General features: G+C 36.6%; 13 protein-coding genes. 6 read left to right on the top strand and 7 right to left on the bottom strand.

The window, feature by feature from the left end:
- Positions 1 to 11: 11 nt before the first annotated feature.
- From ACLCDV_RS10990 to ACLCDV_RS10975, 4 genes are read left to right on the top strand one after another with little or no spacing between them, the layout of a single operon-like run.
- Positions 12 to 1,385, top strand: a complete 1,374-nt coding sequence (locus ACLCDV_RS10990; RefSeq protein WP_411973686.1) for a DNA cytosine methyltransferase — start codon at positions 12 to 14, stop codon at positions 1,383 to 1,385.
- Between the two features lie 3 nt (positions 1,386 to 1,388).
- Complete coding sequence (locus ACLCDV_RS10985) at positions 1,389 to 2,528, top strand: HpaII family restriction endonuclease (RefSeq protein WP_411973685.1); 1,140 nt, start codon at positions 1,389 to 1,391, stop codon at positions 2,526 to 2,528.
- An 11-nt stretch (positions 2,529 to 2,539) separates the two neighbouring features.
- Entirely contained in the window at positions 2,540 to 3,589 is a 1,050-nt protein-coding gene (locus ACLCDV_RS10980; protein WP_411973940.1) for a LacI family DNA-binding transcriptional regulator, read from the top strand.
- A gap of 57 nt (positions 3,590 to 3,646) precedes the next feature.
- On the top strand, positions 3,647 to 4,132 hold the full coding sequence (locus ACLCDV_RS10975) for a very short patch repair endonuclease (RefSeq protein ID WP_411973684.1): 486 nt from the start codon (positions 3,647 to 3,649) through the stop codon (positions 4,130 to 4,132).
- A gap of 5 nt (positions 4,133 to 4,137) precedes the next feature.
- Here ACLCDV_RS10975 and ACLCDV_RS10970 read toward each other — a convergent pair whose 3' ends face one another.
- The 6 genes from ACLCDV_RS10970 to ACLCDV_RS10945 form a co-directional block, all read right to left on the bottom strand.
- Positions 4,138 to 4,968 carry an HNH endonuclease gene (locus ACLCDV_RS10970; RefSeq protein ID WP_411973683.1) on the bottom strand — a complete coding sequence of 277 codons (831 nt, stop codon included), beginning with the start codon at positions 4,966 to 4,968 and terminating at the stop codon, positions 4,138 to 4,140.
- 168 nt (positions 4,969 to 5,136) lie between these two features.
- The gene (locus tag ACLCDV_RS10965) at positions 5,137 to 5,343 is read right to left on the bottom strand and encodes a hypothetical protein (protein ID WP_411973682.1); all 207 of its coding nucleotides are present in this window, start codon (positions 5,341 to 5,343) and stop codon (positions 5,137 to 5,139) included.
- A gap of 263 nt (positions 5,344 to 5,606) precedes the next feature.
- Positions 5,607 to 6,230 carry a hypothetical protein gene (locus ACLCDV_RS10960; protein ID WP_411973681.1) on the bottom strand — a complete coding sequence of 208 codons (624 nt, stop codon included), beginning with the start codon at positions 6,228 to 6,230 and terminating at the stop codon, positions 5,607 to 5,609.
- Entirely contained in the window at positions 6,227 to 8,239 is a 2,013-nt protein-coding gene (locus ACLCDV_RS10955) for a hypothetical protein (protein ID WP_411973680.1), read from the bottom strand. The genes ACLCDV_RS10960 and ACLCDV_RS10955 overlap by 4 nt, the downstream gene beginning before the upstream one ends.
- 43 nt (positions 8,240 to 8,282) lie before the next feature.
- Entirely contained in the window at positions 8,283 to 9,020 is a 738-nt protein-coding gene (locus tag ACLCDV_RS10950) for a C1 family peptidase (RefSeq protein WP_411973679.1), read from the bottom strand.
- A gap of 23 nt (positions 9,021 to 9,043) precedes the next feature.
- Positions 9,044 to 10,198 carry an alpha/beta hydrolase gene (locus tag ACLCDV_RS10945; RefSeq protein ID WP_411973678.1) on the bottom strand — a complete coding sequence of 385 codons (1,155 nt, stop codon included), beginning with the start codon at positions 10,196 to 10,198 and terminating at the stop codon, positions 9,044 to 9,046.
- A gap of 151 nt (positions 10,199 to 10,349) precedes the next feature.
- Here ACLCDV_RS10945 and ACLCDV_RS10940 point away from each other — a divergent pair, with 151 nt between their 5' ends.
- Together ACLCDV_RS10940 and ACLCDV_RS10935 are read left to right on the top strand one after the other, a co-directional pair.
- Positions 10,350 to 11,297 (top strand): hypothetical protein, encoded by a 948-nt coding sequence (locus ACLCDV_RS10940; protein ID WP_411973677.1) that lies wholly within the window; start codon positions 10,350 to 10,352, stop codon positions 11,295 to 11,297.
- 19 nt (positions 11,298 to 11,316) lie between these two features.
- Positions 11,317 to 12,024 (top strand): hypothetical protein, encoded by a 708-nt coding sequence (locus ACLCDV_RS10935; protein ID WP_411973676.1) that lies wholly within the window; start codon positions 11,317 to 11,319, stop codon positions 12,022 to 12,024.
- Between the two features lie 200 nt (positions 12,025 to 12,224).
- Here ACLCDV_RS10935 and ACLCDV_RS10930 read toward each other — a convergent pair whose 3' ends face one another.
- Positions 12,225 to 13,022: an SOS response-associated peptidase gene (locus tag ACLCDV_RS10930; RefSeq protein WP_411973675.1), complete on the bottom strand. Its 798-nt coding sequence runs from the start codon at positions 13,020 to 13,022 to the stop codon at positions 12,225 to 12,227.
- Between the last annotated feature and the right edge of the window lie 32 nt (positions 13,023 to 13,054).

The following is a 13,054-nucleotide window of genomic DNA, read 5'->3' as shown; positions in this document are numbered from 1 at the left end:
ATCATTTTCAAATGGATCTTATAAATGTTCATAATCCTGGAGCTAGACTTGCTTTAGCTTCTTCCAAAAAATCGCTATCTTGCAGCGACCTGAAAGAAGACAGAGGAAGTAGCGAAAAAATGGAAATTACAGATAAAATATCTTTAGAATACTTAACAGAAAGACGTAACAAAGTAAATCCCAATGATCCCGAAGATTATAAGGAATCGGCTTTGACACACTTTTTGCATAATAATAAAAATGGGGTGTCCTCTTACTATAAAGATGATGCGATTTCATTTACCCAAGAGACTCTTCAACAGTTGAAACCAAAAGAGGAAATCACCTATGAAATTGCGCAAAAGGCCTTGCAAACAGACCTTTTCACACCTATTAATGCACCATTTGTCCCAATAAGTAAACCAAAATTTCAATTTATTGACCTTTTTGCGGGAATAGGCGGCTTTCGATTAGCCTTTCAGAATTTAGGCGGAAAGTGTGTCTTTACAAGTGAATGGGATAAAGAAGCAAAAAGAACATATTTGACGAATTTTGGGGAACTGCCTTTTGGCGATATCACCAAAGAGAGAACCAAATCTTTTATTCCTGATGGATTTGACGTTCTATGTGCAGGATTTCCTTGCCAAGCATTTTCAATAGCTGGAAAACGCGGTGGCTTTGATGATACTCGGGGAACATTGTTTTTTGACGTAGCTGAAATAATAAAACGTAAACAACCCAAAGCATTTTTTCTTGAAAATGTAAAAGGATTGAGAAGTCATGATAAAGGAAGAACACTAGAAACAATCTTAAATGTACTACGTAACGATCTTGGTTACTACGTTCCAGATCCGCAAGTTTTGAATGCAAAGGACTACGGGGTGCCACAGAATCGGGAAAGAATATTTATAGTAGGATTCCATCCTAGTACAGGTATTGAGTCATTCAATTATCCTAAACCATTAGATAAAACGTTATCCTTTGCTGATGTAAAAGAGACAGATGTAGTGCCTACAAAATACTATCTATCAACGCAGTATTTAAAAACATTGGAAGAACATAAGGCCCGGCATGCTAATAAGGGAAATGGATTTGGATTTGAAGTAATTGCTGACGACGGGATCGCAAATGCAGTAGTTTGCGGTGGTATGGGACGCGAGCGTAATTTGGTATTTGATGACCGTATTACGGATTTCAACCCTACTACGAAAATAAAGGGAGAAGTCAACCGGGAGGGCATACGTAAAATGACTCCGAGAGAATGGGCAAGACTGCAGGGCTTTCCAGACGAGTTTCTTATTCCTGTTGCCGATGCTTCGGCTTATAAACAATTTGGAAATTCGGTTGCTGTACCTGCTATCCAGGCAACAGCAAGAGAGCTTTTAAAAACTTTAAAATTCATATAGGATATGCTTAAAGGTAATAAAGGGGAATGGAGTGAACTTTATGTTCTGATTAAACTTATAGCTGAAGGAAAACTCTATCAATCAGACATGAATTTGGAAAAAGACTATAATAATGTCTATGAAGTTATAAAAGCCTACAAAAATGAGTTAAATAATTCCTTGGAATTTGTTAGAAATAACGGAATTGAAGTTAAACAGCAAAAGTCTAATATTGTTAAGTTTTATACAGAACAAGATTTTGAAAAGCAATCGAATCTTCTTTTTCTTGGTATAAAAAATGGAAAAGGCAATTCTTTTAGTATACCTAATTTACAGTCTTTTTTAGATGAATGTAATATCTCCAAAATTAAGGCGGCATCTTCTTCAAAAGCAGATATCGCTTTAAGAATATACGATCACAGACTAGCTAAAGAGACAGATTTAGGATTTAGTGTTAAATCACTTTTGGGAGGAAAGTCGACGTTGTTTAATCCTGGTTCAGGTAACAATTTTATTTACGCTGTTACTGGCCAAAAAGATTTAGATGTAATAGAGTTTAATAAGCAAACCTATGCTCCACAAAAAAAACAATCCAAAATATGGTATAGGCTTCGGAGGCTGGAAGAAAATGGTTTTTTAGTTAAGTTTCAAGATATACAATCTAAGCAGCTTTGGAGAAACCTTAAAATGGTTGACGGAGACCTACCTGAGATTTTGGGCTATGCTCTATATTTTCGCTGGATCAATAGGACTAATTCCTTAAAGAAAGTTACACAATATCTTGAGGATATAGATCCCTTGGATTTTTATAGTGGAGAGCCTAGCTCGCAGAAGCTTTATGAATATAAAATAAAAAAATTCCTGGTCGAGTGTGCCATGGGAATGACTTCAGAAAAACCCTGGCATGGCGAATATGATTCTTTTGGAGGAGTAATAGTTGCAAAAGAAGATGGTGATGTTGTTTGTTTCCATATTTACGATTTTAATCTTTTTAGAAACTACCTGTTGAACAATACTTTTTTCGAACAGCCATCAACAGGTGAAGATGAATTTAATCCCGGAACAGCAAGCAAAGTAACTAAAAAGAAGTTTTATTTCGGCTGGTTATACGAAGATAACAATAATTTGTTTTTTAAGATCAACTTACAGATTAGATTTAGCTAAATTTATTTAAAATCCCTATACTTCTGAAAACTAGAGTTAACATAAGCGATATTGCTAAGGCATTGAACCTAACCAAATCCACGGTATCACGTGCACTTAACAATGTACCTACGATAAGTGATCAGACCAGGAGATTAGTGCTAGAGACAGCCAAAAAGATGAACTATCGTCCTAATAAGTTGGCATCTTCTCTTTCCAATGGCCGAACTAACATCATAGGTGTTATTATCCCAGACGCAAAGATAGAATTCTTCTCAAAGGTGATTGCTAGTATTGAACAAACGCTAAAGATAAAAGGGTACAGCATTTTACTATATCAAAGCAACGAATCTTTAGAATCTGAAATCACAGGAATCACCTCAATGTTGGAAGCACAAGTGGACGGATTCATCATATCGATGTCATTGGAAACGAATTCCTTTGAACATTTTGAAAAACTTATCGAAGAAAATAAGCCTCTAATCCTTTTTGACAGAATCCAGCCTTCCATCGATTGTTCGTCTGTATCAATTGATGACTATAAAGCTGGATATATAGTTACTAAACATCTCCTAGATCAAGGTTATAAAAATATAGCAAGTATTTCTACTCATCATAAAGTCCACATCTTTAACGAACGATTCCGCGGCTATGTAGATGCTATGAAAGAAGCGGGAATCAATATTCAGGAAGAATATCAAATATTTGGAGAGCTTTCGCCAGAGGGAGGAATAACTGCAACAAAGCAATTAATATCGATGCCCATAAAACCCGATGCAATAATCGGCGGTGATGATTATGTAGCTTTGGGTGTATTAAATGAGCTAAAGTCACAAGATATTATCCCTCCTCAAAAAGGTATAATCGGTTTCTCTAATCAGTTATTCGGACAATACTTGTCCCCAAGTCTTTCCACACTTGACCAAAAACCCGAAATTGTGGGTGAAAAATCTGCAGAACTTTTATTAGAGCATTTAAACTCAAAAGTAAAATTGTCTGCAAAAAAAATAGTAATCGAACCAGAGCTCATTGTCAGAGAATCTTCAAGACGAGACCAAAACAAGAAGAACTTTCGCCATTAACAAGGATAATCTTGATTAGCAATATTGTAAAGTACCAGCCATTATCTTTAACTTTGAATGATGGAAAATTACGATGACGAAAACGACAGAATTCATGTTCCTCGCTTTGAGGAATCCGCGGGGTTCTACACCACGCCGAAGCGAAGTTACAACATGTCAAAAATCAGGAATCGCAACTCCAAACCCGAGCTGGTTCTAAGAAAGGCTTTATGGTCAAAAGATATCCGTTTCCGTCTTCATGACAAGTCCCTTCCAGGAACTCCGGATATTGTGATCAAAAAATATAAACTTGCGATATTCGTCGATGGTGAATTTTGGCATGGATTCGACTGGAAAAACAATAAAGAGCACATTAAATCCAACCGTCTTTTCTGGATTCCCAAGATCGAGCGCAACATGCAGAAAGATATACGCGTCAATAAAGCCCTGCGGGATATGGATTACGTCGTATTCAGATTCTGGACACAGGACATCCTGAAAAACCTTCCAAAAGTTATAAATCAGATAGAGCTATTCTTGGAAACCAGAAAACTCTGGAAATAGCAATATCATCCTTTAAAAAGATTCTCCCGATGCCAGGCTAAGTTTTCCTGCGATGGATAATAGCGTAGTAGTTCAGGAACTAAAATTGGCTTTCCTTTTAGTTTTGATAAACTATAAGGATGGTCCGCTAATTCGTCGATATGCGCTGAAACCATAATGGTGTAATCTTCTGCTACACTTACCAGTCCCCTATCAAATGCGCGATGCAGATTCGGACATAGCGCTATACCATTCGTTACCTTGTCATCATGCGTAATTGCAAAAGGCACAATATGGCATGCATCAATAAAGTTGTACTTAAAAATAGACCGCATCCGCATGCCTGTCATGGCGCAGGTATCCTGATAGAGTTGCGGGATATAGCGTTTAAACAACCCCGATCTGACAAACACATCTTCCTCTGTCTGAATAGAAATATGTTTGTACTGTGCCTCGGGCTCGTTCAGCACCAAAGATTGTACTTCATGGTAAAAGCCGTCATTCAGTTCTTTTTGACGGTAATATGCATGCCGCTCAGCTGGAAAATAAGTTGAAAGTAATTGATCTCGAACTGTCGTGCGGTTCAACGGACCACTAAGCAACACGGCAAGCTTATCGTCGAACGAGCCATATGCCACCACTTCTGAGAGTATCTTGACACTTTTGATATGTGCATTAATCTGAAAACCGGGATTTGGGTATAGACGCCAGAAATTTCCATTTGCTGCCTTATCGGACTGTAGATAATAGAAGGGTTGGGTAAAGTCTGGTTGATGTACTGTGCGCACCAGCAATCGCCAGTTCTCCTGAAATAGTCCAACAAGATCAACATTAACTTCAAAGCGATTGTTGATCACGAGCCCCTTTTTCGATCAGTTCAACCAAAGTTAAGAGCAGGATCGGTTTATGTGGTGCCAATCCATATCTGGTGTTGGCTCTCTTAACATGGGTAAAGGCTCTGAGGTAAGGAACTAATTCTGCATTCATAAACACAAAATAGGCAATCTTTTTAAAATAGCGCCAAATTAAGAGCGATGTAATCGAATCTCTAGGTTTGGATACCGCCGTTTCATCGATTGAATAGCAAATTCTCTATTCTCAAACTTACCCTCATCCCATTTAAAAAATACCGGATATAGCTTTTCCTGTGGATCAATGAGTACGCGCCAGGCTTCAAATCGGGTGCCGGAGGTTTCTCTAAAAATTTCGATGTGTCCTTTGAATTTGGTCATACTTCTATTTTTTCAAATAAAAAGCCCCCCTTGTTAACCGTCAAGGGAGGCAATGTTAGCTAGATGTCCGCTTTGGCTAAATGTTAACCGGCTTTGGGCTTCGATCTAATATAAAGATCGGTAGTATTTTTGATATTATCTTCGTTCATTAAAAATCCCAATATTTTATGAAACAATGTCAAAATTAATTGGAGTGGTGATAACTTTAATCAATATTCACCTTAACAACGCAGCAAATACTATTTGATTTCCTTATCGTCACGTCACTCAAATTTATTGTTATCCGATCTATTAAAACTACAGTTTTTTTTAACGGCACTGCAGTTTTCCAAATTGCCTGTTAGCTTGTTTATAATATTTCCAATTTTATAAGGAACGCTTTGAGTTTTTGTTCCAACCAACCATTTCCTTTTGTCATAAAATCCAATTTGATGCATATATTCATGTGCCAAATGCGATGTGTAGCATTTTACATTATTGTTTAATATAAAACATCTGTGAGTCGATGTAATTCTCGTGTTCATATCAGTCTTTCCGAAATTTCTGGAACCAACATACTTATCAAAAACGCTGAGATGCAAATCTATCGAATAATCTTTCGAATTGCTTTTATAGTCATTGATGCCAGAGATTATTAATTCATAGATTTCTGCACTACTCAACCCATTGTTACCAACATTAAACTTCTCATGGAGGACCTCTCGGGCAAAAGCTTCGGAATTTAAAATTGCTTCAAACTCTTTAGCAGCAGCGTGTAACTTAAGCCTCGACTCCTTGTCAAAGCTATTGTCAACTTCTATTATCCGAACAACCGTTGTTTGTTGCTGCGCGAAAGCAATTTTCAGACAGAAAAGGAGCCAACTGCATAGTAGTAAGTATACCTTCATCTTGCTTTACTTTTGATAATGTTGATAAAAGGGATATCCCAGGAAACTCTAAATAATATACGTTCTCCATGTGGAAAAGATTCATTTCCATTTTCTGTCACTTTACGCAACTCGGAGGTGTATTGATAGCCCAAGCCTAAAGTTAGTGGTGAATTCTTGACCCCATAAGTAAACATTCCGCCCGGGGAAAATATTTGTTTAAATGTGATTTTATCTGGAAGAGTAGATGTTTGATTACCCAGTCTGAAATTCAGAACAGCGCCTAAATCAATAAGTTGAGCAAAAATACCCCACGAAGCACTATTTTGATTTCGCTTTGCTTTTAACGTAAATTCAAATCCCATAGGCAGCGTAATTCCAGACGAAAATGCTCTATTTTTAATTTTTTTAAGTTTCTCCGCTCCCACGAAATAGCCTGGCTGGCCTGTAATTGACAATGTCCACAAAAGCTCCCGCTTTTGAATGAAGCTAGCTGGAGGAGCAACGTATTTTTTAATGCATTCCTTAATTTCATCTGAATTTTTTGTATTGATAACTTCTGCCATAAAAGAACTATAGTTATCAATTTTACTTGTAATCTCCACATAATCATTTTTGTCATTGGGTAAGAGATTATTAATTATCTCCAATGCATAATAAAAGCTGTTGCTATAATCCTTTTTCCTTGCATTATCATAAAGGTTTATTGTATGTCCAGCAACCTGACTAAATCGCATTATATTTCTAGAAGGAGCATCTCCGTTTTCTAAATAGTTACCTATAGCCTGTACCGTTTTGATTACAAGGCCCATATAGGTTGGGAAGTTTTCACGGAGGTTTTCAGTATTAAGGTTCGCTCTAAAATCTTGTATTTCACCAAGAACGGAAAGGATATTAGTTATTTTTTTCTGCATATCCTCTATGTGAGTATCTTCTATAGCATCCAGAGGAAGATCCTGCGCTTCCCAAAAGAAATAGTTAAAAAACTCCCTGTCTTTTTGATACAGAAGACCCGCAAAATATACCCATTCCAGCTTCTTCTCTAAAGCAGGTAAATTGTACAAGTTGATCCAAAGATTTTTAGAGCTTGTTTCTCTTTTCATTGTATCCAACAAATTCATTTGAATCAAATTAAGACCGTGTAGTGCTATTTTAATCTTTTCAGAAGTTTTTGAATGATTTTGCAATAGAGATGGGGAGTACATATAGCGCTTGTCCAAAAAATTATAAAGATCTACGGGATGATAATTATTAATCAGTTTCTGCCCAATATCTGCAGTGATTTTAAAACATTCGTAGTAGTCATTCTCTTTAATTTTTGATAAATTTTCAGCCTTCAACCATTTTAAGTGCATTTCTAAGGCTGCATTATTTTTTGCGGTATGGTTTTCAATATGGGCGATTAAATGTTCCGGGATTTTATAAAGGTCGTCGTTAAAAATACTTTTATATTCATTTCCCAAATCAGGAAATTTGGAGGGATCAACAGATTTCAATTTTGTATAAGTCTGGGGAAAGAGGACTTGCATTTCGCCTATTTCACCAATTGTATTTTTAAAAGTCTGTAAATAAGTTAAAAGCTGCGCTTTTTGAAATTCCTCCGCATAATATTTTGTAATTCCATCAATAATTTTTGTCTGCTGATCAGCATCTAATGATAATCCTCCTCCAGCAATAGTAGATATTAATGGCAAAAATGGCAGCGCCTTATTGTTTTTATCGATAGATGCAATCACTGCATTTTGATATTGATTTTCTCGATAAGCGTCGTACTTTTTTAAGATACCTTTAAGTGTATTAATATCTAAATTTTTGATATTATCAGAAAAGGGATACTCTAAGAAGCGAGTATAATTATTAACTACATCTTTCTCATAATTTGACAATCCAATTTCAGTTTTTGCATTTTTGATAGCATTTAAATCAGCTGCATCAATTTTACAAAGATACTGTGCATCATATAATGCTATTTGACTAAACGAGAAAAAAAAACTTATATTGAATACAAAAATCAATACGACTTTTTTCATAAAATATATGGCTATTTGTTTTTCTTAAAAACCCACTATTCCTTTAAATGATATTTACCCCCCTATCAATGACCTGCCCAATTGTATAGAAATATACATATCCATGTTTGTTGGTATCAAATAAGCTGAAGTCGACATATTGGTATCCCTTATCCCCGCAATCCTCTCCCCAGGAATTTTTCACTAGAAAATAACCTTTATCATTTTCGACTTTATAACCAACAACTGCCATGGCATGTCCTCCATTTTTAAAAGTTGATGTACGTTCGACCTGAGACTTTTTTAGGAAAAGGTCTGTAGGGGTCTGCATAGCGACAACACAAGGAGTCCCTTTATCAATAGTATTGATAACCTCTTGATAATTTTGGTATATACATATGCTATCTTCCAGTTTAAATCTACCCTTTCCACGATTTGCAGGATTCTCGCGCGCGACCGACTGTGGCCAATATTTTTCCTCTAGAATATAGTTCTCCCGAGCTGCCTTTATTGCTTTGTCAATGTCGACGGTCTTATAGGTTGCCCACAGCGATCGCTCAGATAGGTCAAATCTCCCTTGGAGTATATTCTCTATCGCAGCGATAAGCGCAAAAGTAGTGCAGGATATGCCAAATTGTGTTTTTATTGGGGTATCATTTCGCTGTAGAGACACTACACGATCATTCCCCCAATTACTTACCACTGGATTGAGATTAATACGTTCGTTTTCCAATTGCTTCATGGAACGACCAAAAAGAACTTTTAAGTCAATTAGAATTGGTTTGAAATTTTTCTTTTTCATAATTAAAGTTTATTGCGAGCTAATTATTTGAACATCTTATCAAGCAGTTCTGTAGAAGCAGGATTTTTGATATAATCCAGATATTTGTGAGAAGTCTGTTTATAACCAGAAGGTGAAAAACTAACCTTCACATATAATCCAGGAGTTGACGAGAAATATTCTTGAACGGCAATATTTTCCAAGCTGTCACATGCTAATGTCGTCGATCCAAAATACTGGCTTACTCCAATATATTTATTAACCACTTCATCATTCTCATTGAATCCATTAATAAACTTATAGTTCTTTAGCTTAGATGTAAAAGCTCCCTGTGGACCCGTTCTTTGGTCATAGCGATAGAATACATTCATTCCTGGAATAGCGGGCGCAATCATACCGACCACAAAGTTAGTCTGTGGTGTATAAAACGACTCTTGAAAACGGACAAGCTCCTTGCCGTCCTGATGTTTTTTATAATATTCTAGGGGAAATCTCCTTACATTGAAAAGAGCCTCAGTAATTACTGCAGCTCCATGGCTGTGACTAATGACATATATGCTGTCTGTCTGTAGTTTATTGAGAATATTTCGCAGGCCTACACCTACATAGGCTGCCGACACCTGAGCATTGTCCCAAATCTTTATGGAGTTTTTATCTTTGTTTTTATTCTGAAGTCCGTCCCAATATAACTCAATCATCAGAAATTTTTGGTCAGGGTAACGCTCTACGATTTTCTTTTCCATTTCAGAAAAAGCCAAAGAGGCAGATTCAGCAGTATTGTTATAACCATGTATTAGAAAAACAAGTTTTTTATGCGCAGCTAAACGATCAATACTGTCCGCGAGCTTTTTATGAAGATATTCTTGTATAAGATTAAATCTTGTTTTACAACCATCTTTTTCCATTTCATCCGAATAAGGAATATGATAAATGTTGTATAATTTCGGAAGATTATCACTGGTACAGAAGTAATTTTCTAATGTTGAATTCCTTCTTTTAAAAAGATTATCCTCAATAATTATATCTGGATAAACATCTCCCCATCTATCCAAAAATATTCGAATAGGCTTGTTTGCTTCGGTTTGGATTTCTCGTTGATGTTTAAATGAAGAAAAATTATTATAAAGTCCTTTAATTGGCGAACAAGATGCGATCCAAAATAAAGACATTACTACAATTAATTTGAATAAGGTTTTCATAACTGTATAGATTAAATGGCTTAGCAATTGATGATCTTTTACATGGCTAAAAAGATTATCATTCTAAAAATAAACATATTCCGCCATTTTTTCAACTATTTATCATATTTTTATCGAATAGTAAAAGCCAATTACTAAGACGACTTATTTTATGAAATTCGCAGCTATTTATAGTTCAATATTATACATTACTTGTTTCCAAACTAGTAATGCCCAAGTCTATGAAAGCAAAAGTAACCTATTTCAATATGGAATGTCCAGCTCGTTGACCGTCGGATTTAAACTGATCAAAACCAAAAATCTTGCGGAGAATTTATACGCCTATAGTAATATTAATTTCGGAGGCAGTGTAAACCCTGATTACGGAGGTCTGGTGGCGCAAGTAGGGATAAATGGCACTTACAACTTCTTTTCAAGTAAACGGAAGGGTTTTTCAGCACAGCTCCACTCTACGGTACAGGTAGTTTTGTCTCCCTATAAAGCCAAAGAAATCAATAAATCAGATAGTTACTATCAGCCATTTTATAGCATGGCCGACCTATCATTCCCCGCTGTTAAAAATGTTTACCCGCTTTCTCTATCTGCCGGAACAGGTTGTATATTATTATTATCGCGATCGGGCTCATTAGCTGAAAAAACACAACGCGTGGGATCAGTATATGGAAAATTTGGAAATGTCCACATCTTTTATCAGAATGATGGTGTATTGCCTAAATTGATGGCGGACCAAAAAGACCGCTGGTTTACTTCTAGCGCTATGATTGCCTGGCATTCAAATAAAGATTATATCGATTTAAATCATATTCAAGTTGCTTACAACAGATTTACGGGATATTCTGAGGGAAGCTATGAGTTAGCTAGCGCGTTAAACAATAACATCGTGGTTTATGGCGATCCGGATGAACGGCAATTTAATATGGATTACTTTAGATTAGGCGTTGGATTTAAACATAACCGTCAGCTGAATTTTAACCTGATCAATTCAAAACTTAGGGCTTTTCAGGGACAGAAAATGATCCATTACATAAGAAATAACCCCTATCATCCCGACAACTCAACTTTTCATATAGGGATTGATGGCACAATCAGATCAAAGTGAAACGATAAAAAGATCGACAATGAATCTATTTAAATATCTAATTATTTCCTTTCTGTTTACACTTAGCAGCTGTTCGACCTACTACATTAACTTCCCCGACCGAACAACATTCGAGGAAACAATCTTGGATACGCTTAATTTCAAAAATTTCAGTTGCTATAGCCGAGAAGAGTTTTATACCTATCAGGAACAGGATACCGCAACCAAGGTTGGGATACATTACTTGTTTATAGAAAAAACATCTGACACCTTAAAAAGAGTACTGAATTTAGTACCCATAAAACCATACCGACAAAGGCTCAACGCTCCCCAATATGCAAGTATTTACACCAATCAACCTGATACCATCGTTAATCTTAGCAACTGTATCATTTATCAGATGGGATATTTGCATCGCGGCAAAATCATTTTTACGAACCAACGAAAAAAAAGAAATATAGTACCAACTTTATACATTAAACAAAGTGATAATAGGCTAGAAATTGATAAGGTATATTATCCAAATAAAGATACTTATAAGATAAGTGAATTTATAAAAGAGGGAATTATTTATCACAAAATCAACCCTACCATAAAAGTGAGGTTAAACCCGGATAATAACTGTGGTATTATGGACTGGAATGTTGCTGACATATTTTACATAACCAAAGAAGGCATTATATTTAAATTTCAGCAGGAAATCTGTGATAAAAAGCATTACTTCTCTTTTAAAAAGTATCAGGATTAATCAATAATTGTTGGATGCAAAACACCTCCTAGGTTCTTTAGTTCTGATTTTCTATTTGCGTTAAAAATGATTGACCGACAATTATCTGTACAGCCACATCTCTTAAGATTAAAACTAGAGGATCTAACGAGGAGCGCCTACAATAAATAATCAAAAAAGAACTCCGTGTTGATATTATTGTACATATATGTGGCCTTCGATTAAAACAACGAAGTCTGCACCGTATCACTTCCCAATGGCGGTAATCCTTCCCAGTCAAATTGCTCATAACGGTGTTTACCATCGGGGCGGTTTGGGTACCCTCTCAAGGTATACACTGGATAATACTTCAACTTTTCATTGGGCATTTCAAATAAGAAAATCGGTGGCATATCTTCTTCGTTAATGTCCTCGATCCATTGACGCTCGAGGTCCTCCGGCAAGAACAAAGGCATACGATGTTTATTGGGCCCGTCATTATGGATATTGGCCATCACTTCATTGGCGGCGCGCGTGAGCATACCAAAAGATCCTACACGTTCAACCACACCATCTTCATCCACCGTCTCATGCCACTGGTACAGACCTGGTAAATAGAATAGCTCTCTCCCCGCTTCACCGATGAAATAAGGCACTTTCTTTTTCCAGCCCTTTACAGCTCTATGCTCAAAGGTACCACTCACAGGGATAAGGCAACGTTGCTTGCGCAAACGGTACCAATAGGATTTTTTATCCTCCAAGATACGCTCGCTACGCACATTGATCATATTGCGCCGGCGATCGGCCTGCAGCTTGGGATCGTCAATATAGGTAGGCAATACCCCCCACTCCATCTCGGTCAACGCCAGCTGGCTTGAGTCCTTGTCCTTATACAGGATGGGATATTTGGGAAAGGTAATGGCCTGGACGTTTTCCAGGTAATCATAATTGTAATCCAATTGACGACGCTCATCCCGCAATTGCGGAAAGGTCTTTTTGATAATTTCAATATCGGTATGGAGGCTAATATCCCAGCACATAATGGTATCCTTTTTTGTTTGGCTTTGCTACG

The organism is Sphingobacterium sp. Lzh-3 (genome assembly GCF_046764375.1).
In the GTDB taxonomy this organism is placed as follows: Bacteria; Bacteroidota; Bacteroidia; order Sphingobacteriales; family Sphingobacteriaceae; genus Sphingobacterium.
The sequence above is the reverse complement of the archived record's forward strand: the minus strand, read 5'-3'. Positions and strand labels throughout refer to the sequence as shown.